Origin of the sequence: Mesorhizobium sp. M1078, from assembly GCF_040318615.1 — a bacterium.
Classification (GTDB): Bacteria; Pseudomonadota; Alphaproteobacteria; order Rhizobiales; family Rhizobiaceae; genus Mesorhizobium.
On the sequence record NZ_JAMYMP010000007.1, the window covers coordinates 176,201 to 198,510 of the forward strand.

Annotated in this window: 21 protein-coding genes; 15 read left to right on the forward strand and 6 right to left on the reverse strand. The window is 65.0% G+C overall.

Features of this window, described 5'->3' with window-relative positions; translation table 11 throughout:
* The first annotated feature begins 158 nt into the window (after positions 1 to 158).
* The 5 genes from NKH38_RS12730 to NKH38_RS12750 all read left to right on the forward strand — a co-directional run bounded on the left by NKH38_RS12730 (position 159) and on the right by NKH38_RS12750 (position 6,426).
* Entirely contained in the window at positions 159 to 1,217 is a 1,059-nt protein-coding gene (locus NKH38_RS12730) for a LacI family DNA-binding transcriptional regulator (RefSeq protein WP_023705751.1), read from the forward strand.
* A 63-nt stretch (positions 1,218 to 1,280) separates the two neighbouring features.
* On the forward strand, positions 1,281 to 2,519 hold the full coding sequence (locus NKH38_RS12735; RefSeq protein WP_023689585.1) for an ABC transporter substrate-binding protein: 1,239 nt from the start codon (positions 1,281 to 1,283) through the stop codon (positions 2,517 to 2,519).
* 123 nt (positions 2,520 to 2,642) lie between these two features.
* A complete protein-coding gene (locus tag NKH38_RS12740) occupies positions 2,643 to 3,563 on the forward strand; it encodes a carbohydrate ABC transporter permease (RefSeq protein WP_023682952.1) in 921 nt (306 codons plus the stop codon).
* Positions 3,563 to 4,420: a carbohydrate ABC transporter permease gene (locus NKH38_RS12745; RefSeq protein ID WP_023805029.1), complete on the forward strand. Its 858-nt coding sequence runs from the start codon at positions 3,563 to 3,565 to the stop codon at positions 4,418 to 4,420. The genes NKH38_RS12740 and NKH38_RS12745 overlap by 1 nt, the downstream gene beginning before the upstream one ends.
* Before the next feature lie 38 nt (positions 4,421 to 4,458).
* Positions 4,459 to 6,426 carry a glycoside hydrolase family 127 protein gene (locus NKH38_RS12750; protein ID WP_352760542.1) on the forward strand — a complete coding sequence of 656 codons (1,968 nt, stop codon included), beginning with the start codon at positions 4,459 to 4,461 and terminating at the stop codon, positions 6,424 to 6,426.
* A 1-nt stretch (position 6,427) separates the two neighbouring features.
* On the opposite strand, the gene NKH38_RS12755 is transcribed toward NKH38_RS12750, so the two are convergent.
* From NKH38_RS12755 to efp, 3 genes are all read right to left on the reverse strand, one after another.
* Positions 6,428 to 7,228, reverse strand: a complete 801-nt coding sequence (locus NKH38_RS12755; protein ID WP_023671569.1) for an endonuclease/exonuclease/phosphatase family protein — start codon at positions 7,226 to 7,228, stop codon at positions 6,428 to 6,430.
* A gap of 26 nt (positions 7,229 to 7,254) precedes the next feature.
* Entirely contained in the window at positions 7,255 to 8,715 is a 1,461-nt protein-coding gene (locus NKH38_RS12760; protein WP_352760545.1) for a phospholipase D-like domain-containing protein, read from the reverse strand.
* 71 nt (positions 8,716 to 8,786) lie between these two features.
* Positions 8,787 to 9,356 carry an elongation factor P gene (efp, locus tag NKH38_RS12765; RefSeq protein WP_023682947.1) on the reverse strand — a complete coding sequence of 190 codons (570 nt, stop codon included), beginning with the start codon at positions 9,354 to 9,356 and terminating at the stop codon, positions 8,787 to 8,789.
* Between the two features lie 129 nt (positions 9,357 to 9,485).
* On the opposite strand from efp, the gene epmA reads away from it, so the two are divergent.
* From epmA to lpxK, 7 genes are all read left to right on the forward strand, one after another.
* A complete protein-coding gene (gene epmA, locus NKH38_RS12770; RefSeq protein ID WP_352760548.1) occupies positions 9,486 to 10,532 on the forward strand; it encodes an EF-P lysine aminoacylase EpmA in 1,047 nt (348 codons plus the stop codon).
* Between the two features lie 199 nt (positions 10,533 to 10,731).
* A complete protein-coding gene (locus NKH38_RS12775; protein WP_352760551.1) occupies positions 10,732 to 12,075 on the forward strand; it encodes a TldD/PmbA family protein in 1,344 nt (447 codons plus the stop codon).
* A complete protein-coding gene (locus NKH38_RS12780) occupies positions 12,062 to 12,868 on the forward strand; it encodes a 3'(2'),5'-bisphosphate nucleotidase CysQ (RefSeq protein WP_352760554.1) in 807 nt (268 codons plus the stop codon). Before NKH38_RS12775 ends, NKH38_RS12780 begins: the two co-directional genes overlap by 14 nt.
* A 68-nt stretch (positions 12,869 to 12,936) precedes the next feature.
* Positions 12,937 to 13,182, forward strand: a complete 246-nt coding sequence (locus tag NKH38_RS12785; protein WP_023682943.1) for a DUF4170 domain-containing protein — start codon at positions 12,937 to 12,939, stop codon at positions 13,180 to 13,182.
* A 5-nt stretch (positions 13,183 to 13,187) separates the two neighbouring features.
* Positions 13,188 to 13,976, forward strand: a complete 789-nt coding sequence (locus NKH38_RS12790; protein WP_023682942.1) for a lysophospholipid acyltransferase family protein — start codon at positions 13,188 to 13,190, stop codon at positions 13,974 to 13,976.
* Complete coding sequence (gene waaA, locus NKH38_RS12795; RefSeq protein WP_023730486.1) at positions 13,973 to 15,289, forward strand: lipid IV(A) 3-deoxy-D-manno-octulosonic acid transferase; 1,317 nt, start codon at positions 13,973 to 13,975, stop codon at positions 15,287 to 15,289. The genes NKH38_RS12790 and waaA overlap by 4 nt, the downstream gene beginning before the upstream one ends.
* Positions 15,290 to 16,318 carry a tetraacyldisaccharide 4'-kinase gene (lpxK, locus tag NKH38_RS12800; protein ID WP_352760560.1) on the forward strand — a complete coding sequence of 343 codons (1,029 nt, stop codon included), beginning with the start codon at positions 15,290 to 15,292 and terminating at the stop codon, positions 16,316 to 16,318. It abuts the gene before it with no gap.
* A 231-nt stretch (positions 16,319 to 16,549) separates the two neighbouring features.
* On the opposite strand, the gene NKH38_RS12805 is transcribed toward lpxK, so the two are convergent.
* Positions 16,550 to 16,783: a DUF2093 domain-containing protein gene (locus tag NKH38_RS12805; RefSeq protein WP_023694434.1), complete on the reverse strand. Its 234-nt coding sequence runs from the start codon at positions 16,781 to 16,783 to the stop codon at positions 16,550 to 16,552.
* Positions 16,784 to 16,894: 111 nt separating this feature from the next.
* On the opposite strand from NKH38_RS12805, the gene NKH38_RS12810 reads away from it, so the two are divergent.
* Positions 16,895 to 17,494 carry a hypothetical protein gene (locus tag NKH38_RS12810; protein ID WP_352760563.1) on the forward strand — a complete coding sequence of 200 codons (600 nt, stop codon included), beginning with the start codon at positions 16,895 to 16,897 and terminating at the stop codon, positions 17,492 to 17,494.
* 17 nt (positions 17,495 to 17,511) lie between these two features.
* Here the strand turns inward: NKH38_RS12810 and NKH38_RS12815 are convergent, their stop codons facing one another.
* On the reverse strand, positions 17,512 to 18,438 hold the full coding sequence (locus NKH38_RS12815; RefSeq protein WP_023805038.1) for a LysR family transcriptional regulator: 927 nt from the start codon (positions 18,436 to 18,438) through the stop codon (positions 17,512 to 17,514).
* Between the two features lie 92 nt (positions 18,439 to 18,530).
* On the opposite strand from NKH38_RS12815, the gene NKH38_RS12820 reads away from it, so the two are divergent.
* Complete coding sequence (locus NKH38_RS12820; protein WP_023730491.1) at positions 18,531 to 19,424, forward strand: DMT family transporter; 894 nt, start codon at positions 18,531 to 18,533, stop codon at positions 19,422 to 19,424.
* Between the two features lie 108 nt (positions 19,425 to 19,532).
* Positions 19,533 to 20,294, forward strand: coding sequence for a hypothetical protein (locus NKH38_RS12825; RefSeq protein ID WP_352760567.1), 762 nt, complete (start codon positions 19,533 to 19,535; stop codon positions 20,292 to 20,294).
* 25 nt (positions 20,295 to 20,319) lie between these two features.
* Here NKH38_RS12825 and mutL read toward each other — a convergent pair whose 3' ends face one another.
* Positions 20,320 to 22,173: a DNA mismatch repair endonuclease MutL gene (gene mutL, locus NKH38_RS12830; RefSeq protein WP_352760570.1), complete on the reverse strand. Its 1,854-nt coding sequence runs from the start codon at positions 22,171 to 22,173 to the stop codon at positions 20,320 to 20,322.
* Positions 22,174 to 22,310 lie beyond the last annotated feature (137 nt).

Genomic DNA, 22,310 nt, shown 5'->3' on the forward strand with positions numbered 1-22,310 from the left:
TCCACTCCCCACACCCACTTGCCATACCCAAATTCTCATCCTAATCTCCCTCTGAGAAAACCTTTTCCCAAACCCCGCCGCAACCGCCGATGTCCACCTCGACAGGTAACGAGCCGTAAGAGAAAACCTTTTCCCAATCCGAGACTTATTCCCGACCAATGCCCTCCGACACGTCGCCAGCACCCGCCAAACAACCCATCACCCTGCGTGAAGTGGCGGCGATGGCTGGCGTCAGTGTGGCCACCGCGTCCAAGGCGCTGAACGGGCAGGGGCGGATGACGGCCGAGACGCGGCAGCGCATTCGCGAGACGGCGCAGCGGCTGGGCTTTCGTCCCAACAGCCTGGCGCAGAGCCTGCTGCGGCGCCGCTCCTTTACCGTCGGCCTGTTGACCAACGATACCTATGGCCGCTTTTCGCTGCCGGTCATGTCGGGCATTTCGGACGCGCTGGTCGATGCCGGCGTGTCGGTGTTCATGTGCAATGTCGAGGACGATCCGCGGCTGGCGCAGCTGCATGTCGAGGCGATGCTGGACAAGCGCATCGACGGCATAATCGCCAGCGGCAAGCGCATCGACCGCCATTTGCCGGTCGACCTCGCCAATCTCGGCGTGCCCGTCATCTACGCCTTCAGCCAGCCCGATCCCGATGCCATCGCCTTCGTCTCCGACGATGCCGGCGGCGCGCGGCTGGCGGTCGAGCATTTTTGCCGCCTCGGGCGGCGGCGCATCGCCCATGTCAGCGGTCCCGAAAGTTTTGCCGTGGTGAATGAGCGGGCACAGGCTTTTCGCGATGTGCTGGCCGCGCACGGCCTGCCGGTGACCGAGCCCTTGCTCGGCTCGTGGTCGGAAGCCTGGGGGCATGAAGCCGTCGGAAAGCTGTTCGACGGCCCAACGCTCTTCAACAACAAGGGGGAGAAACCCGACGCCGTGTTCTGCGGCAACGACCAGATCGCGCGCGGCGTGATCGATGCGCTGCGCGAGCGCGGCTTAGGCGTGCCTGGCGATGTCGGCGTCATCGGCTTCGACAATTGGGAGATCGTGGCCGAGGCGACCCGCCCGCCGCTGACCTCGGTCGACATGAACCTGGCAGCGCTCGGCCGCGAGGCCGGCCTCACACTGCTTTCGCTCGTCGGCGGCCAACCCGCCGCGCCGGGCATTCGAAAACTGCCGTGCCGGCTGGTGGTGCGTCAGTCATGCGGCCGTCCATTGGGCGGCTAGGAGAACGCGCGGCGCGATCTGCGCCGCAACAGGGAGGAGAACAGAACCATGAGGAGGAAAACCATGAAAACCGTGATTACCGGGTTCGCGCTCGCCGCGAGCATCATTGCCTTGCCTGCAATGGCCGCCGACACCGCCAACATCTGGGTTCGCGCCGACGGCTCGAACTTCATGCCGCGCATCGTCGATGCCTTCAACAAGGGCCATGAGAACCAGGTCAAGCTGGACATCATTCCCAATGCCGAGATCATCCCGAAATATGGCGCCGCCGCCGCCGGCGGCACGGCGCCCGACGCGCTGTCGCTCGACCTGATCTACACGCCGTCCTTTGCCGCCGCCGGCCAGCTCGAAGACATCACCGACTGGGCGAAATCGCTGCCCTATTTCGCCAGCCTGTCGCCGGCGCATGTCAAGACCGGCACCTACAAGGACCACATTTACGGGCTGCCGTTCTCGGCCGACGCCTCGGTGCTGATCTGGAACAAGAAGCTGTTCAAGCAGGCGGGGCTCGATCCCGACAAGGGGCCGGCCAACTGGGCCGAGATCGAGGCCGATGCCGAAAAGGTCAACGCGCTCGGCGGCGACATCAAGGGCTTCTACTTCTCCGGCAATTGCGGCGGCTGCAACATCTTCACCTTCACGCCGCTGATCTGGGCCTCGGGCGGCGACATCCTCTCCGAGGACGGCTCGAAGGCGACGCTGGACAGCCCGCAGCTGCGTGGCGCCATCGACCTCTACCGCTCGATGGTCAAGAAGGATCTGGTGCCGGCCGGCGCGCAGACCGACACCGGCGCCAACTTCTTTGCCGCCTTCGCCACCGGCAATATCGGCATTTCGCCGTCCGGCGCCTTCGCCATCGGTGCGCTCAACACGCAGTATCCGGATATCGACTATGGCGTCACCTTCCTGCCGGGCAAGGACAGCGGCTGGTCTTCGTTTGCCGGCGGCGACAATTTCGTCGTCACCAAGGGCACCAAGAAGCTCGCCGTGGTGAAGGAGTTTCTCGACTTCGCCTATTCGCTCGAAGGCCAGACCATCCTGGCCAAATACGGCAGCCTGCCGGTGCGCGGCGACATCGCCAAGGAGGCGCTGAAAGATCTCGATCCGCGCTACCAGATCGCCGCCGAAGCCATGGCCAAGGGCCGCACGCCCTATTCCGTGGTGTTCAACGACCTGATCAACTCGGCCAACGGTCCGTGGACGCAGATGATCAACGAGGTCGTCTTCGGCGACGACGTCGACGGCGCCATCGCCAATGCACAGGAGACCATGCAGTCGATCATCGACCAGGCGCAGAAATAAGGACTGGCCGGCGGCGAGGGCGGTGCAACGCCCTTGCCGCCGCGGGTCCTGATCCGGCCGCCCGGTCCGTCTCCCTGGACGGGCGGCCGGCGCTCCTTACCCTCCCCACAAGGGGGAGGGTAAATGACCATCACCACCACCACCCCGCCACGCGCCAGAAAACTGGTCGGTGCCGGCCGCCGGCAGTGGATCGGCCTGCTCTATGTCGCGCCGGCCGTGGCGCTGGTCGTCGTCTTCTTCATCATTCCGCTCGGCATGACGGCCTGGATGTCGCTGCACAACTGGCCGCTGATGGGCGAGCATTTTTACATCGGCTTCGACAATTACCGGGCGATCCTGCGCGACAACCGTTTCTGGAACGCGCTGAGCTTCACCGCCTACTACACCGTGATCGTCACCATCGTGATCTTCGCCGTCGCCTTTCCGCTGGCGCTGTTCATCGAAAAGCCCAGGCGGCTGACCGGCTTTTACCGGACATCCTTCTTCATGCCGGCGGTCGTCGGTTTCGCCTCGGCCAGCCTGCTCTGGTCTTGGCTGCTCAATGTCGATTCCGGCCTGTTCAGCCCGGCCGCCTACGATTTCGGCCTGACCGCGAAAAAGTTCAACCTTCTGGCGACGTTCCAGCCGGCCTTCTGGTCGATCATCGCCATGGTCGTCTGGAAGGTGGCGGGCTTCACCATGATCATCCTGATGACCGGCCTGCAGTCGATCCCGACCGATCTGCAGGAAGCGGCGATGATCGACGGGGCAGGGCCGTTCGCGCGCTTTCGCGCCATCACCCTGCCGCTGATGCGCCGCACGCTGGCGCTGGCGCTGATCCTGTCGATCGCCGGCTCGATCCTCGCCTTCGACCAGTTCTACATCATCCTGCGCGGCGGCCCGCGCAACCAGACGCTGACCGCCGTCTACTGGATTTTCAACCAGTCCTTCGTCTCGTTCAAGCTCGGCTATGGCGCGGCGCTGTCGATGATCCTGCTGGCCATACTGGTGGCGCTCAGCCTGGTTCAGCTGTGGCTGCTGCGCAAGCCGGAGGGCATCGACTGATGGCGCAGGCAAGAAGCCGCAGCAGCCGCCTCTGGCTCAGGATCGCCGAGCATTCGACCGGCATGATCGCCTCAGTGCTGTTCATCGCGCCGATCGTCTGGGCCGTGCTGTCGACCTTCAAGCCGGCGCAGGAGGCGCGCCAGCCGCCGCTGCCGCCATGGCCGACGACCGGCTTCTCGATCGAGAACTACCGCACGCTCGACACCTTTGGCGACGGCCTCTGGCTGCCGGCGCAAAACAGCCTCTATGTCGCCTCGATGACGGTGATCCTGTCGGTCGTCGTCAGCGTGCTGGCCGGCTACGGCTTTTCGCGCTTCCGGTTTCCCATGAAGGATGTGCTCTTCATCGTCATCCTGTCGACGATCATGATCCCCTTCCAGTCGATCCTGACGCCGATCTTCCTGGTGCTGACCAAGGTCGGCCTGCACAACACGCTGACCGGGCTGGTCCTGGTCTACACCACGCTGCAATTGCCGTTCTCGATCTTCATGATGCGTAACGCCTTCGACGCGGTGCCGCGCGAGATCGAGGAAGCCGCGCGCATGGACGGCGCCAACAACGTCACCATGCTGCTGAAGGTGATGCTGCCGCTGGTCTGGCCGGGCATCGTCACCATCGCGCTGTTCGCCTTCCTCGGCGCCTGGAACGAATTCCTGGCCGCCCTCGTGCTGATGACCGACCAGTCCAAATTCACGCTGCCGATCATGATGACCGCACTTCAGTCCGGCCGCTTCGGCGCCATCGACTGGGGCGCGGTGCAGGCGGGCGTCACCGTGATGATGGTGCCGTGCCTGGTGCTCTTCCTGCTGCTGCAGCGCTTCTACATCCGCGGCCTGATGGCCGGCGCGGTGAAATGACCCGCCGTGAAATGACCAATACCCAACGGAGTGACACGATGACCGCCAAACCAACCGCCAAGCCCGGCAAACTCGCCTTCCGCCCACTGCCGGTGCCGCAGGTCGATGTCCGCGGCTTCTGGGGCGACCGTGTCGATGCCGTGGCTTCGCGCACCGCCGACATCCTCTACGAGCGCTGCGTCGAGGCGCGCATGCTGGAGCAGATCGACCCGGACCGGCCCTCGCCGGGCGTCGTCATTCCGTTCCATTCGCCGTCGCCCGACGAGGCGGCCAGCCCCGGCTTCACCGGCTCGACGGTGACGACGCAGATGTTCTGGGACTCCGATTGGGGCAAGACCATCGAGACCGCGGCCTATTCGCTCTACCGGCGCAAGAACGCGGCGCTCGAGACGAAGATCGATGCCGTCATCGACCTGTACGGCAAACTGCAACAGGAAGACGGTTATCTCTCCAGCTGGTACCAGCGCATCCAGCCCGGCAAGCGCTGGACCAATCTGCGCGATTGCCACGAGCTCTATTGCGCCGGCCATCTGATCGAAGGCGCGGTCGCCTACTACCAGGCCACCGGCAAGCGCAAGCTGCTGGATATCATGTGCCGCTATGTCGACCATATCGCCGACACCTTCGGTCCGGAGCCGGGCAAGAAGAAGGGCTATTGCGGCCATGAGGAGATCGAGCTGGCGCTGGTCAAGCTGGCGCGGGCGACCGGCGAGCAGAAATACATGGACCTGGCCAGGTATTTCATCGACCAGCGCGGGCAACAGCCGCATTATTTCGACGAGGAGGCGCGTGCGCGCGGCGCCGACCCGAAGGCCTATCATTTCAAGACTTATGAGTACAACCAGTCGCACAAGCCGGTGCGCGAGCAGGACAAGGTCGTCGGCCATGCGGTCAGGGCGATGTACCTCTATTCCGGCATGGCCGACATCGCCACCGAATATGGCGACGATACGCTCAGGGTAGCGCTCGACCGGCTCTGGAACGATCTCACCACCAAGAACCTCTATGTCACCGGCGGCCTCGGGCCATCGGCGCACAATGAGGGCTTTACCAGCGACTACGACCTGCCCAACGAAACCGCCTATGCCGAGACCTGTGCCTCGGTCGGCCTCGTGTTCTGGGCCAGCCGCATGCTCGGCATGGGTCCCAACGCCCGCTACGCCGACATGATGGAGCGGGCACTCTACAACGGCTCGATCTCCGGCCTGTCGCTCGACGGCTCGCTGTTCTTCTACGAGAACCCGTTGGAGAGCCGGGGCAGGCACAATCGCTGGAAATGGCATCGCTGCCCCTGTTGCCCGCCCAATATCGGCCGCATGGTCGCCTCCATCGGCAGCTATTTCTACTCCCTCTCGGATGATGCGCTGGCCGTTCATCTCTACGGCGACAGCACCGCGCGCTTCGACATATCGAACCGGGCGGTCAGTCTGATTCAGACCAGCAATTATCCTTGGGATGGCGCGGTCTCGATCCGGATCGAAGCCGACGCGCCGGTCGAGTTCACCTTGCACCTGCGGGTCCCCTCCTGGTGCGGCAAGGCGGCGCTCAAGGTCAATGGCGCCGCGGTCGATCTGGATGACATCACCAGCGACGGCTATGCCGCGATCCGGCGCGAGTGGCGCCAGGGCGACCGGGTCGAACTCGATCTCGAAATGTCGATCGCCCGTCTGTTCGCCAATCCGGAGGTGCGTCAGGACATCGGCCGCGTCGCACTTGCGCGCGGTCCGCTGATCTATTGCGTCGAGGAGACCGACAATGCCGGCCAGTTGCATCGGATCGCTCTGCCGCGAACGGCAACAATCGAGGCGCATGCCGAGCCGAACCTGCTCGGCGGCATCGTCACGCTTTCGGCACTTGCCAGCAAGGAAGCCCAGGAAAACTGGGAAACCGGGCTCTATCGCACCGATCCGCCGGCGGTGAGCGAAACGAAAATCACCGCCGTCCCGTACTTTGCCTGGGACAACCGTGAACCCGGTGAGATGCTGGTCTGGCTGCGGGACGGATGAGTTACAGGCTGACGAACGCCGTCAGCGGCAAATGATCCGACGCAACCCGCGACAGCGGCGTGTCATGGGCTTCCACCGACGAGACCATGCCGTGCCGGTTGGCCATGATCCGGTCGAGCGCCAGCACCGGCAGGCCTGAGGGGAAAGTCGGCACCGCCGCCGGCGTGAAACCAAAGGTGGCGTGCAGCGTCTTGAGCGCCGAGCGGTTGCCCAGCCGCCATTCGTTGAGGTCGCCGAGCAGCAAGGTCGGCCTTTCATCCTGGTTGCTCATGATGTCGAGCACGACGCGGGCCTGCTCCGAACGCGAGCGGCGCAACAGGCCGAGATGCGCGGCGATGACGCGCAGAGTGCGCGTTTCGTCGAGGTCGATCTCGGCAACCAGCGCGCCGCGGGGCTCCAGTCCCGGAAGCTTGATCTGATGGACGTCGCGCACCGTGCCGCGCTTGAACAAAAGCACGTTGCCGCGCCAGCCATGGCCCTTGCCGCTTCCGGAAACCGGCACCGGCACAAGCCCGGTTTCATGTTCGATCCGGGCAAGGTCGAGCAGCCCGGCGCGGTCGCCGAAGCGGTTGTCGGCCTCCTGCAGCGCGATGACGTCGGGGCCGATCTCGCGAATGACGCGGGCGGTCCGTTCGGGATCGAACCTGCGGTCGGTGCCGATGCATTTGTGGACGTTGTAGGAGGCGACCACCATCTGGGCGCCTTCAATGTGCTTGCGCGGCGTCGCGTTCGCCTTGCGCGCTTTCCTGCCGCGGATCGACAGGAGCACTGTTTCAGGAAGGCTGCGTCCGTTTATGTCCATAGGCCTGCGTTCAATCTGTCCTGATTCTAAAGATAGGGCGATCCCAGCCATAACAACCGGTCAAAAACCCGGATGACAAATGGCCGCGCTCTTAGGGTTGCGAGTGTGACGGGTTTGGCGGAAGCGATTGCCGCTCCGATGCGCCCCTCGATCTCGGCGGCAAAGCCGGTATCCAGCACCTCCAGGTCGATTTCGAAATTCAGCCGCAGCGACCGGGCGTCGAGGTTGGAGGATCCGACATAGGCCCAGACGCCATCGACCGACAACAGCTTCGAATGGTCGAACGACCCTTCATGGCGCCAGACGCGGCAATAGTGCTTCAGCACCTGGTCGTATTGCGCCGTCATGGCGCGGCCGACCAGGAAGAGATTGTTGACCGCGGGCACGACGATGTCGATCTCGACGCCGCGCCGGGCCGCCGTGACCAGCGCGCTGACAAATTCCCGGTCCGGCAGGAAATAGGGCGACATGATGCGGATCGATTTGCGGGCGACGGAAAATGCCCCCGTCAGCAATTTATGGTTGGTTTCGATGCTGGCGTCCGGCCCCGACGCCACGGCCCGCACCAGGATCGGCTGACCGGGAGGCGGCGAGGGCTTTGCCACGTGCCAGACCTCGTCCTTGAGGGCCTCGTTGCCGGCAAAACGCCAGTCTTCGGCGGCAACCGCGAACAGGTCGGCCACGACCGGCCCCGTCACCTGGAAATGCGTATCCGCCGAACTGGCGCTGCCGGCGAATTCGGCCGAAAATCCCTTGCGGATGTTCATGCCTCCCGTGAACGCCACCACACCGTCGACGATCAGGATTTTCCTGTGCGTCCTCAAATTCGCATAGGGAAGTCTCAGGCCCATGACGATGTTGCCGTTGAACAGATCGACGGTGACGCCGGCTTCCCGGAGTGTCCCAAGGATGCTGGGCACGGAATAGCGCACGCCGACCGCATCGATCAGCACACGAACCGTCACACCGCGCCGGACCGCGCCGGCCAGCGATCCGACAAAACGTCGTCCGATCTCGTCATTGTCGAAGATGTAGGTCTCGAGCAGAATGCTGCGCTGTGCGCTGTCTATCGCCCGGCACATTGCTGCGTAAGCTTCGTCGCCGGTCCTGAGGATCGTGATCGCGTTTGCCGACGTCAGTGCGCGCCGCGCCACCCTGTCGCCTAGCGTCTTCAGGCCGGCAAAGCGCTGGCCGAATTCGGCTGAGATGAGTGTTTCGAGCGCAATGTCGTGGTCGTGTTTGGCTGTCTCGGCTTCACCGGCGACGGGCCGCATGGCGCTGATCGTGGCGCGGCGGATGCGGTTGATGCCGGCAATGGCATAGATGATCGCGCCAAGGAACGGCGACAAGATCATCACGCCGACCCAGCCGGTGGCGGCGCGCACGTCTTCCTTGGTCATGATTGCGTGGACGATGCCGATGGCGGCCATCAGCATCGGAATGATCACAAGGATCAGAGGCCAGTAGGTCACAAAGGTCTGCCACATCGGCAGGACTATCGAGCCAGCGGCCGCAGAAGGCAATGCAACGGATCAACCAGGACGGAGGCGCTCGCGCCTCAGTCCTTCGCCCGCTCCACATAAGCGCCATCGGCCGTCATCACCACCACGCGGGTACCCGGCGCGATGTGCGGCGGCACCAGCGTGCGCACGCCGTTGGAAAGCACGGCCGGCTTGTATGACGAGGACGCCGTCTGGCCTTTGGTCGTCGGCTCCGTCTCGACCACTTCGAAAGTAGCGCGCTGCGGCAGCACCAGGGCTATGGCGATGCCGTTGAACTGCGAGATCTGCACCGCCATGCCTTCGAGCAGGTAGGGCGCCATGTCGCCGACCACGCTTTCCGGCACCGCGACCTGGTCGTAGCTTTCCGGGTTCATGAAGTGATACCCCTCGGCGTCGGCGTAGAGGAAGGTGTGCTCGCGCTCCTCGACATAGGCGCGCTCGACCTGCTCGGTGGTGCGGTAGCGCTCCGAAACCTTCACCCCGTCGGAGATGCGGCGCATGTCGAGCTGGGTGACCGGCGTACCCTTGCCAGGGTGGATGTTTTCGGCAAAGAGGATCACGTAAAGCTTGCCGTCCTTGTCGACGACATTGCCTTTACGGAGCGAACTGGCGATGACCTTCACCACGGTTTTCAATCCTAGACTTCGTTGGCCTGAAACGATCGTTCGGCGCAAATCGGCTTCGAGAGCCGTCGCCGTAGCGCATCTTGGCCCGAACCGCCAGCCCTGTCAGCAATTCCGTTGCCCGGCAAACCCATGACTGGCGCTTCGCCCTGGTGGACGCCGGATGTTCACGCCGACCGCCGGCCGCGGCTGATGGCTCGCAACGCCATAGCTGCCGCAATGCGCGGCTGGTTTGGCGAGCGGGACTTCATCGAGGTTGAGACAGCGGCATTGCAGATTTCGCCCGGCAACGAGGCGCATCTCTCAGCCTTCGCCACCGAGGCGATCGGCGCCGACGGCGCGCGCCGGCCGCTTTATCTCCACACCTCGCCGGAGTTCGCCTGCAAGAAGCTGCTGGCCGCCGGTGAGCGGCGCATCTTCAGCCTGGGCGCCGTCTGGCGCAACCGCGAGCGCGGCCCCTTGCACCATCCCGAATTCACCATGCTGGAATGGTATCGGGTCGGCGAAACCTATGACAGCCTGATGGCCGATTGCGCCGAACTGCTGAAGCTGGCAGCCGAGCGGGCCGGCGCCAAAACCTTTCGCTTTAGCGGCCGCGAGGCCGATCCGTTCGCCGAACCGGAACGCGTGAGTGTGGCGGAAGCTTTTGCGCGTTACGCCGGCATCGATCTTCTTGCCACCGTTTCTGCCGATGGCGGCACAGACCGCGCCGCACTCCATGATGCTCTGGTCAAGGCCGGCCTGCGCACGGCCGACGATGACAACTGGGCCGATTTGTTCAGCCGGGTAATGGTCGAGAAGGTCGAACCGGTGCTGGGGCAGGGGCGGGCCACCATCTTGTACGGCTATCCGATCTCGGAAGCGACGCTCGCCCGGCCGAGCGCGGAGGACCAGCGCGTGGCCGAGCGCTTCGAGCTCTATTGCTGCGGCGTCGAGCTCGCCAATGCTTTTGGCGAACTGACCGATCCGGCCGAGCAGCGCCGGCGCTTTGCCGCCGAGATGGACGAGAAGGAGCGCGTCTATGGCGAGCGCTATCCGCTGGATGAGGATTTTCTCGCCGCCCTCGCCATCATGCCGCAAGCCAGCGGCTCGGCGCTTGGCTTCGATCGGCTGGTGATGCTGGCAACGGGCGCGACGAGGATCAATGACGTGATCTGGACGCCGGTCGCCACTCCTTGACGGAAATCGGCCTCGGTTAAACTCACAAACCGGTCAAGCCGCGCGTCTGTGGCGGCCGCCGCGGATGGGCTTTGCGGGCCGCTTGGGCGCTATGCCGCAGCGGGACAATTGCCCGTGCGCCATTGCACAAGCCGCATTGGGACAATAGATGGTGCAACAGCCGCTACCGCTCGGCGCGGCTTCAGCCAGGACCACGCGCATGACCGATACATCAGAGGCAGCGAAATTGACCGACCGCGTCGCGGCACTGGTCGAGGCTGCCAAGCGGGCCGGCGCCGACGCCGCCGACGCGGTTGCCGTGCGCGGCCGCTCGATCGGCGTGTCGGTGCGGCTGGGCAAGGTCGAGAACACCGAGGCGTCCGAGGGCGACGATGTCTCGCTGCGCGTCTTCGTCGGCAACCGGGTGGCGAGCGTCTCGGCGACGGCGGCATCGGACCCCAGGGCATTGGCCGAGCGCGCCGTGGCCATGGCCAAAGTCTCGCCCGAGGACCCCTATCAGGGTCTCGCCGATCCGGCTTTGCTGGTCGGCAAGGTGCGCGACCTCGATCTGTTCGACGCCACCGAGGTTTCGGCCGATCAGTTGAAGGAAGCGGCCCTTGCCGCCGAGGAAGCGGCCCTTGCAGTCACGGGTGTCACCAATTCGGCCGGCAGCGGCGCCAGCGCAGGCCTCGGCGGGCTGGTGCTTGCCACGTCGGACGGCTTCGTCGGCCACTATGTCGCGTCGCGCTTTTCGCGTTCGGCCAGCGTGATTGCGGGTGAGGGCACCGGCATGGAGCGTGACTACGAATACTCCTCGAACCAGCATTTTTCCGATCTCGACGCGCCGGAGCTGATCGGCCGCAAGGCCGGCGAGCGCGCCGTGCGCCGCCTCGGCGCCCGCAAGGCGGCGACCGGTCCGGTCAACGTGGTGTTCGATCCGCGCGTCGCGCGCGGCATTGCCGGTCATCTCGCCGGCGCCATCAACGGCGCTTCGGTGGCGCGCAAGACCAGTTTTTTGCGCGAGATGATGGGCAAGCAGGTTGCGTCGGCTGCCATCACCGTCACCGACGAGCCGCTACGGCGTCGCGGCCAGGCCTCGCGCCCGTTCGACGGCGAAGGCGTCGAGGGCGAAAAGCTGTTGATGGTCGAGAACGGCGTGCTGAAGCACTGGTTCCTGTCGACGTCCGCCGCGCGGGAATTGGGGCTGACCACCAACGGACGCGGCGCGCGCAGCGGCTCGTCGGTATCGCCGTCTTCGACCAATCTCGCCATCGAGCCGGGCGACAGGACGCCGGAAGACCTGATCAGGTCGCTAAAATCCGGCTTTTATGTCACTGAAGTGTTCGGCCAGGGCGTCGACATGGTGACCGGCGAATACAGCCGTGGCGCATCCGGCTTCTGGATCGACAATGGTGAGCTTGCCTATCCGGTGGCCGAGGTGACCATCGCCTCGAATTTGAAGACGATGTTCCTCAATATGGTTCCGGCGAGCGATCTTGACCGCGATTTCGGCACTGCCGCACCGACGCTGCTGATCGAAGGAATGACCCTTGCCGGAGCGTGACCCGGTCATATCGGCCGGGGCCTCGGAAGACCTCGATCTGCTGCGCGACGCCGCCCGCGAGGCGGGCGCGATCGCCATGCGCTATTTCGGCAAGAACCCGCAAGTGTGGATGAAGGGCGGCACCTCGCCGGTCAGCGAAGCCGACCACGCGGCGGACGCCTATCTGCGCGAGACCCTGCTTGCGGCGCGGCCGGACTATGGCTGGCTATCAGAGGAAACGACTGACGATCCGGCGCGGCTTCTGGCGCGGCGCACCTTTGTCGTCGACCCCATAGACGGCACCCGCGGCTTCCTCGAAGGTCTGCGCTCGTGGTGCGTCAGCGTCGCGGTGGTCGAGAATGGCCGCACGCTCACCGGTGTGCTCGAATGTCCGGCCAAGGGCGAAACCTATTGGGCGCTGCCTGGCCATGGAGCTTTCCGCGACGGCAAGCCGATTGCCGTGCGCGGCCTGGGTAAGACGGTCGAGATCGGCGGGCTGAAGCAGTTGATCGACCTGATGCCGGCGCAATGGCAGGGCCGGGTGCGGCGGGCGGCGCACATTCCCTCTCTCGCCTACCGGCTGGCGATGGTCGCCAACGGCACGCTCGACGCAACCTTCGTCAAGCCCAACGCGCATGACTGGGATATCGCCGCCGCCGATCTCATCTTGCGCGAGGCTGGCGGCGCCGTGCTCGACGGCCATGGCCGCGCGCCGCTTTATGCCGGGGAGATCATCCGTCACGGCGCGCTGGTCGCCGGCAGCGGGCAGTTGCTGACCGTGCTTGCCGGCGTCATTGCCGATACGGAAGCGTGATCGAAGGTTCCAAAGTCGGCAGCTTTGGGCTAGACCTGTCGCAAACTCACAATATGTGAAGGACCGAAATGGCCGCGGAAGACGGAAAGAAACAGCTTTTGCACCTGGTGTTCGGCGGCGAGCTGAAGAAGCTGGGAGGCACCGAGTTCCGCGATCTCGACGCGCTCGACATCGTTGGCGTTTATCCGGACTATCAAACCGCGCACACCGCGTGGAAGGCAAAGGCGCAAGCCAGCGTGGACAATGCCCATATGCGCTATTTCGTCGTCCATCTGCACCGGCTGCTCGACCCTGAAAGCAAGGCCGCCGGTTGACAGCGATGGAGCATGAAGCGGTGAAAGGGCAGCCCACCGGCGCCGCGGTCCGAAGAAGACGCGGCGGCAGTTCGAAGACATTCTGGCGCAAGATCCGCGAGCCGTTGGCGCAGTCGCGAATCGTCAAGAGCATGATCGTCAGCCTGCTCGCCCAGTTCGTCCGCCTGGTGCGCCTGACCAACCGCGTGGTCGAAGGCTCGGCTAAATTTTCAGGCGGCGACTACGCCGAATTCGAACCCGGCATCATCGCGCTCTGGCATGGCCAGCATCTGCTGACCCCAGCCTATTATCCCAAGGGACGGCCGCTGGTCGCCATGGTCTCGCGCAGCGCCGACGCCGAACTCAACGCGCTGATGATCGAAAAATTCGGCATCGAGGCGGTGCGCGGCTCCGGCGGGCGTGAAAGCACGAAGCATCTCGACAAGGGCGGCGCCAAGGCGCTCATCGCCCTGAAAAAGTCACTCGTGGCCGGCAAGAACGTCGCCATGATCGCCGACATTCCCCACGGCACGCCGCGCGACGCGGGGCTTGGTATCGTTCTGCTGGCACGCCTTTCCGGCCGGCCGATCATGCCTGCCGCCATCGCCACCAGCCGCCGCAAGGTGCTGGAAAGGAGCTGGGACAAGACCACCATCAACCTGCCGTTCGGCCGCTCCTCGATCGTCATCGGAACGCCGGTTTTCGTGCCGGCCAATGCCGACGAGGCCGAAATGGAGCGCAAGCGCCAGGAAGTCACGGCCGCGCTCAATGCCGCAACCGCCGAGGCCTATCGGCTCGTGGACGGCAGGCCATGAGCGTCGGCTGGGCGCGCGCCTTCCTGGCGGCCTACCGCCTTGCCGGTGCAGCCGCCTATCCGCTGATGGGTCCCTATGTCGCCTGGCGCACATCGCAGGGCAAGGAAGACCGCAGCCGCAGCCGTGAGCGCTACGGCGTTGCCGGGCGGCCGCGCCCCGAAGGGCCGGTGATCTGGATCCATGCGGCAAGCGTCGGCGAGACCCTTGCGGTCGTGCCGCTGGTGCAAAGCATCCTCGACTACGGTGTCAACATCGTGCTGACGACGGGAACAGTGACCTCGGCGCAGGTTGCCGACGAACGGCTGGGCGACCGCATCATCCACCAATATGTTCCGCTCGACCTCAAGCCGGCCGTCAGCCGCTTTCTCGATCACTGGCGGCCGGACCTGGCTATCATCGCCGAATCCGAGATATGGCCGATGACGATCCTCGAGCTCGGCGCCCGCCACGTGCCGCAGGTGCTGGTCAACGGCCGGCTCTCCGACCGTTCGTTCAAATCCTGGAAGAAGCGCGCCAACATCGCCGAGGCGCTGTTCGAGAACCTTGCACATGTCGTTGCCCAGTCGGATGTCGACGGCGAACGGTTTCGCGCGCTTGGCGCCCGGCCGGTCACCGTGTCCGGCAACCTCAAGGTCGACACCTTGCCGCCGCCGTTCGACGAACGGGCGCTGGCGACGCTGAAGCGACAGATCGCCGGCCGCCCGACCTGGGCGGCAATTTCGACCCATGACGGCGAGGAGGTGGTCGCGGCGGAAGTTCACGTCACGCTCTACAAGCGCCACCATGGCCTGCTGACGATCATCGTCCCGCGCCATCCCGACCGCGCCGAAGCCCTTGCGGCGCAGATTTCCGGCATGGGGCTGAAGCTGGCGCGGCGCAGCAAGGGCGACAGGATCACCGCCGACACCGATATCCTGCTCGGCGATACGATCGGCGAGATGGGGCTTTATCTCCGGCTGACGGAAATCGCCTTTGTCGGCCGCTCGCTGACCTCGGAAGGCGGCCAGAACCCGCTGGAGCCGGCCATGCTCGACACCGCCGTGCTTGCCGGCCGCAACGTCCAGAATTTCCGCGAAGCCTATCAGCGTCTGCTCGACAGCGGCGGCGCCAAGCTGGTGCGCGACCGCGACATGCTGGCCGGCGCCGTCAATTTCCTGTTGAGCAATGAAGTCGCGCGCCATGAGATGATGGCGGCCGGTGCCGCCACCGTCGACCAGATGCGCGGTGCGCTGGCGCACACGCTGAAATCGCTTGAGCCTTATATCCAGCCATTGATCGTCAAGTCGCGCCTGAAGGGCGCCGACGGGCGATAGGTGGCGTCCGAAGCACCACCTTTCTGGTGGGAAGCGCCGGACTGGCGGGTCTTTGCGCTGTCGCCGCTATCAGCGATTTATGGCATGGTCGCCGGCCGCCGTATGCACCGGGCGGTACGTGAAAAGATCGACGCACCAGTGCTTTGCGTCGGCAACTTCACCATCGGCGGCAGCGGCAAGACGCCGGTCGCCATCGCGCTGGCCAAGCAGGCCAGGCGCATGCAGCTCAATCCCGGATTCCTGTCGCGCGGCCATGGCGGCTCGTTTGCGCAGCCGCATGTTGTCGATGCCAGTCACGACGCCGCCAAGCATGTCGGCGACGAGCCGCTGCTTCTGGCCGAGCATGCGCCGGTTGCGGTAAGCCCGAACCGCGCCGCCGGCGCCAAGCTGCTCATGGAAGCCCATGGCTGCGATTTCCTGATCATGGATGACGGTTTTCAGAGCGCGCGCATCCATATTGATTATGCGCTGGTCGTCGTCGACGCCCGCTACGGCATCGGCAATGGCCGCGTCATTCCGGGTGGGCCGCTGCGCGCCAACGTCGTCGACCAACTGGTGTTCACCGATGGGCTGTTGAAGATGGGCGAGGGCACCGCCGCCGACCAGGTCGTGCGCCAGGCGGCGCGCGCCGGCCGGCCGATCTTCGAGGCGCATGCTGAACCGGGCGGCAAGGAGCGGTTCGCCGGCCGGCGGTTCCTCGCCTTTGCCGGCATCGGTCACCCCGAAAAATTCTTCGAGACGCTGCGCGGCACCGGTGCGGAAGTGGCGCTGACCCGGTCGTTTCCGGACCATCACTTCTATGCCCCTGATGAGCTCGCGGAACTGGCGGCAACCGCGCGCCGCGATGGACTGGGCCTCGTCACCACCGCCAAGGACGCCGCCCGGCTGCGCCATGGCGCTGCCCCGGCCGATTTCCTCGCTGAACTCGCCGTGCTGGAGATCGACGCCACGTTCGAACTCGACACTGTGCCGGAGCGCATCATCGACGAGACGCTGGATGCCTGGAGACAGCGCAGGCTTCGGGGGTAGGGCGTGCAGCGTCACGCGGAGATGCTGGCGGGACAGCACCCCCCTCTGGCCTGCCGGCCATCTCCCCCGCAAGGAGGGAGATCAGCAGCTTTGCCAATGGCGCTCATTCTGCAACGCTGGTGATTTGGCGAAAGCAAAGATGACATCCAATCTCCCCCCTTGCGGGGGAGATGTCCGGCAGGACAGAGGGGGGTGTGAAGGAACGCGACCAACGGCTCTGTGCGCGCGCCTTTAACCCCGGCTGCGCAGGTCCGGATGCATCTCGATCTCACGGCGCAACGAGGCGGCGGCGCTGACATAGGGTTCCTGTCTGGCGACGCTCCAATATTTGAGCTCGTCCAGCGGAATGCTCTCGCCGGTCACGGCGCAGCGCACGAAGGCGCCGGGGCTGGTGACCTGGAAGTCGCCGTCGAGATAGCGGATACGGGCTTCCTTGCCGCCGGGGCCTTCGAAGCGGTTCATCATGGGGTGGTGCCAAGGTTCATGCTGAGTTCATCGCCATAAATTGCCGGCAAGGTCAAGCTTGACGCAATGCTGAGGCGCTATTGTCGCTCAAACCATTCTTATGGGACCGGTATGGACATTTCATCCGCCCGCCTGACCGCGCTGCTGCGTGAGGCCATGATGTTGGCAGCGTTGCCGTCGGCGAAGGCCGATCCGGCGAAAGCAGCACTTATAAAGGCGCTGGTGCAGCCGCCGACGCCGTCCGGCGCGCCTTTGCAGCCGGCAGCGGCGCCGGCGCTGCAGGCGCTGTTGTCCGCAGCCACCGCAAAGGGGCAGCAGACGGGTTCTGCCGAGGTCCTGCAAGCCTATCTGGCCCTTGCTGAACCTGGCGTCGAGGCGCCAGACAAGGTCGCGCCGACAAGGGTCGTTGCGGTCTCGCCGGCAAATGACGACACACAGCGCGGTCTGCCGGTGCCGCCGGCAAGGGCCGAAGATGGCGCTGCCGCAAAGCCCGCAGGACTGCCCTGGTTTGCGCTTCTCGCACCCGTGGTTTCGCCGCAGCGCCGCGCTGCCACCACCGATATGCCAATGAAGCGGGAGCAGGCGACGTCTGGGCCGAATGATGCGGCCCAGCCGGAAGGCCGACAGCAGACGCGTGTCGGTCTGATGGCGCTGGCAACCGGGTTTCTGGCCGTCGCCATTGTCGGGCTAGCCCTGCTGGTGCTTCGCTGAGCACCGAACGATCGCCGCTATCGCTCGGCTTCGAGGAACGCTTCCATCTTGTCCATCGCCAGCCCCGCCTCGACGGCGATCCGGCGAGAAAGTTCGGCGGCAGCCATGCGCGGCCGCCCGAGCGGCCGGTCGAGCCAGTACGACACCGGGTTCAGCGCCGTGCGCTCGTCGACGGCGACGATGCGGCCTGCCTCCAACTGGTGTCCGGTCAGCGGCGGCCGTGCCAGCGCGATGCCGAGCCCATAGGCGGCAGCGTCGAGCACCAGATTATAGTCCTCGAAGCGGCGATCCTGCGGGCGCGGGCGGTAGTCCATCCCTTGCGCGGCAAACCAGGCACGCCAGCCGGAGGCGTCGGAATCGTTGATCAGTGGAAACCTCAGCAGCCGGGCCGGGTCGCCGCGGCCGATCTCGCGGGCAAGGCCGGGCGCGGCGACGGGAAAGACATGTTCCTCGAACAGCTTCACCGAGATGCGGCCCGGAATGCCGCCGCGGCCGCAGCGGACCGACAGGTCGATGCCTTCATCGGCAAGGTCGGCCTGGCGGATGTCGACGTCGAGCACGATGCGCAGCTTGGTGGGATTGTTCTCCAGCGCCGCCATGCGTGGCATCAGCCACAGCCCGCTGACGGAGGGTATCGAGGTCAGCCGCACCACGGCGGTGCCGCGCGGCTCGACCCAGCGGTCGGAATGGCTGGAGATCAGCGCAAAGGCTTCCGCCGTGCGCAGATGCAGGCGGTTGCCCTCGATGGTCAGCGAGACGCCGCGCGCGCCGCGGTCGAACACTTTCAAGCCCAGCCAGTCCTCCAGCTTGGCGATCTGCCGGCTGACGGCGCCGTGGGTGATGTTGAGCTTCTCGGCCGCGGCCGAAAAGCTCCCCGTTCGCGCCGCCGCATCGAAGGCGCGCAGGGTCTCGAGCGGCACCATTGTGTCTGAGCTGTGATCCATAGTCACAGGTGATCCTCGATTTGATCGTTTGTCAACGGCGCCGAAAAGGCGCTTTCTGCCTTTCAACACTCTGGGAACCCGAGGACAGGCAGATGAGCGCAACGACCAGCACGTCGAATCCGACACAGCGGATGGACACCACGGCGGCCATCGCCGTGGCCTTGACGGTGGTTGGCTGGGCCTCGGCCTTTCCCGCGATCCGTGCCGGCCTCGCCGCTTTCGGGCCGCTGGAACTCGGTGCGCTGCGCTTTGCCATTGCCGCGGTGCCGGCGGCGATCTTTCTTGCCGTCAAGCGCCCGGCGCTGCCGAGGCTCGACGAAGTGTGGCGCCTGGTGTTTGGCGGCGCCATCTTCGTCGCGCTCTACACTGTCATGCTCAATTTCGGCGAATTGACGGTTTCGGCGGGTGCCGCCGGTTTCATCATCAATGTCAGCCCGATCTTCACCGCCATCATGGCAATGGCATTGCTCGGCGAGCGCTTCTCAAGCTGGGCCTGGTTCGGCACGGCGATTTCTTTCGCCGGCATCGGCATCATCGCTGTGGCTGACGGCAATGGCTTGAGTTTCGACACCGGCGCGCTGCTGGTTCTTGGCTCCGCGCTGTGCTCGGCCGTCAACACGATCGTCCAGAAGCCGCTCTTTGCCCGCCATCACCCGCTGACCATTTCGGCCTCGAACATGATCCTTGGCGCTCTTTGCCTGGCACCCTTTCTGCCGAGCGGCTTTGCGCAGGCCGCGGTCGCCAACACGGCCGGTATCGGCGCCGTGATCTTTCTTGGCATCGTGCCCAGCCTGATCGCCTATGCCGCCTGGGCAACCGCACTGTCGCGTCTTCCGGCAGCGCGCGCCTCGAACTTCCTCTATCTGGTCTCGCCCATGTCGGCCCTGATCGGCTTTTTCTGGCTGGGCGAAGTGCCGACGCTGCTCGGCATAATCGGCGGTGCGTTGGCCCTCGGCGGCGTGATCGTGGTGAATTTAAAGCGTTAAAACAAATGATTTGAGCTTTTTTCGGACTCAAACCGAGAACCGCTTCCATCAGAATGCAGACACCCAGAGGAAGGACAGCTATGGTACGCTGCCTTCACTGGGGACGGAATGGGAAGACTGTTCATATTGGCAATTTTTTGCGTTTTGCTGCTGACCGGGAAAGCCGCCGCGGGCTGGTATCAGGTCGAAAACTACGAAGGCTCCATCGGACCTAACCCCGTCCACCTATCGCTGCAGAGATATGACAGTTTCGGCAGCGGGATTACGGTCGAGGGGAGCTATTTCCACGACGCGAAGCAAAGCCCGATAGCGGTGTACGGCAAGATCAGTGGCACCAGCGTCTTCCTTTGCGAGATTGCGGACGACAGGGAGTTCGACCGGGTGCTGGTCATGGGATCGAAAACGCCCGTTGGCACCACCGGATGTCCGTTTTCTCTCGACCTTGGCGAAAGCGGCGCAACAGGGACTTGGAGCAAGGGCTCGGACAAGTTCCCGATCACGCTGAAGAAGGTCGCAAGCCTCGACGATACCGGTGAGGCGAAGGTTGACGGCACCGTCGAGATTCCCTTCTGGGCGCAGACAGCAACCCACAGATTTGCCGGGGTCTACGAGAAAGCGGGCTTTCTCGTCTGCATGAATAAGCTGCGGGTCATCGATAAGAAGAAAAAGAAGGTCGTTCAGGCAATCGCTTTCGATGACGACGATTGCGATGCCGGCATGCTGATGACTCCCATCTACATGAATGTTCAAAAACAGGTTGGGAGAAGCTTCGAGATAATCTCCGTGAATTTTCGCGGCGGTAGCGCCGGTTACTCAAGGGATTACGTTTTCTCTCATAGGTTCAAGGATTGTCGCCTGTTGGTGAATTGAGCGTGTGGCCTGACCTGGCTTGTGCTCACCGCCGCCCAAACAGCCGCTCTATGTCGGCGAGCTTGAGTTCGATATAGGTCGGGCGGCCGTGGTTGCAGGTGCCGGAGCCGGGAGTCGCCTCCATCTGTCGCAGCAGTGCGTTCATCTCCTCGGCCTTGAGCAGCCGGCCGGAGCGCACCGAGCCATGGCAGGCCATGGTGGCGGCGATCTTGTCCAGCCGCTCTTTCAGCGTCTCGACGGTATCGTTGTCGGCGATCTCGTCGGCAAGGTCGCGCACCAATTGCTGGACATTGGTTTCGCCGAGCATGGACGGCGTCTCGCGCACCGCCACCGCGCCGGGACCGAAACGCTCAATGCCGAGGCCGAACCGGGCCAGCGTTTCGGAATGCACGGCCAGCCGCTCGGCGTCCTCCTCCGGCAGGTCGACGATCTCCGGCAAGAGCAGCATCTGCGAGGGCACCGCGCGCGAGTGCAGGGCATTCTTCAACGCCTCGTAGACCAGCCGCTCATGCGCCGCGTGCTGGTCGACGATGACAAGCGAATCCCTCGTCTGGGCGACGATGTAGTTCTCGTGGACCTGCGCGCGGGCGGCGCCCAGCGCGGTGCCGAGCAGCGTCTCGGCCGGCTCGGCTGAGCCGGCACGCGCATCGGCGCTGGCGAGCGGACCGGCGTCGAATGCAGCCTGGTCGTTTTCGCGGAAGCCGGCGCCGTCAAATCCCATATCCAGCGGCCGCTGTGGCGAGCGGTCAAAGCCCGAAAAGCCCGAGGCCCGGTAGGCCGCGTCATAACTGCGATGACCGTTGGCAGGACCCGCATGGGCGTAGGAGGCGGCTCCCGGCCGGAACGCCGCCACTATCCCGGCGGCACCGCTGGTGGCGGCGCGGATGCCGGCATTGGCCAGAGCCTCGCGGATGGCGCCGACGATCAGCCCGCGCACCAGGCCGGGGTCGCGAAAGCGCACATCGGCCTTGGCCGGGTGGACGTTGACGTCGACGGTCGCCGGATCGAGCGTCAGGAACAGCACGGTCACCGCGTGCCGGTCGCGCGGCAGCACATCGGCGAAAGCGCCGCGAATGGCGCCGGCAATCAGCTTGTCGCGCACCGGACGGCCGTTGACATAGGCATATTGCTGCAGCGCGTTGGCGCGGGTGAAGGACGGGATCGAGACGTGGCCGGTCAGGTGCACGCCGTCCCGGCCGGCGTCGATAGCGACGGAATTGTCGGGGAACTCGGCGCCCATGACCTGCGCGACGCGGCGCAGCCTGCCTTCCGCTGTGTCGTCGGTTGCCGGCAACTCCAGCGTCGAGCGGTCGGAGCCGGCCAGCGTGAAGCGCACCGCAGGGAAGGCGATGGCGATGCGCTTGATCACATCGCCGGTGGCCGAGCTTTCGGCGCGCTCGCCCTTCATGAACTTGAGCCGGGCCGGCGTGGCGAAGAACAGGTCGCGCACCTCGACCGTGGTGCCGCGGTTGGCAGCCGCCGGCTTGACCGCCGAAACCCGGCCGCCCTCGATGCCGATCTCGGCGGCTGCGTCGCCCGATGCCGTGCGCGAACGAATCGACAGCCGCGACACCGAACCAATTGACGGCAATGCCTCGCCACGGAAGCCGAGCGAGCGGATATCGTGAATGTTGTCGGCAAGCTTGGACGTGCAGTGGCGCGCGATCGCCAGCGCCAGCTCCGGTTCGGGGATACCGGAGCCGTCATCGGTGACGCGGATCAGGCTCAGCCCGCCGCCGGCAGTGACGACCTCGACGCGGGAGGCGCCGGCGTCGAGCGCGTTTTCGACCAGTTCCTTCACCACGCTCGCCGGACGCTCGATGACTTCGCCGGCGGCGATCTGGTTGATCATCGTTTCGGAAAGCTGGCGAATGGGCATGGGGGTATTATAGGCGGATTCGAAGGGTGTGCGGAAGGCTTCAATGAATGCCGGACATTGGAGACGCCAGCGGGACAGCACCCCCCTCTGGCCTGCCGGCCATCTCCCCCGCAAGGAGGGAGATCAGATGTCACGAC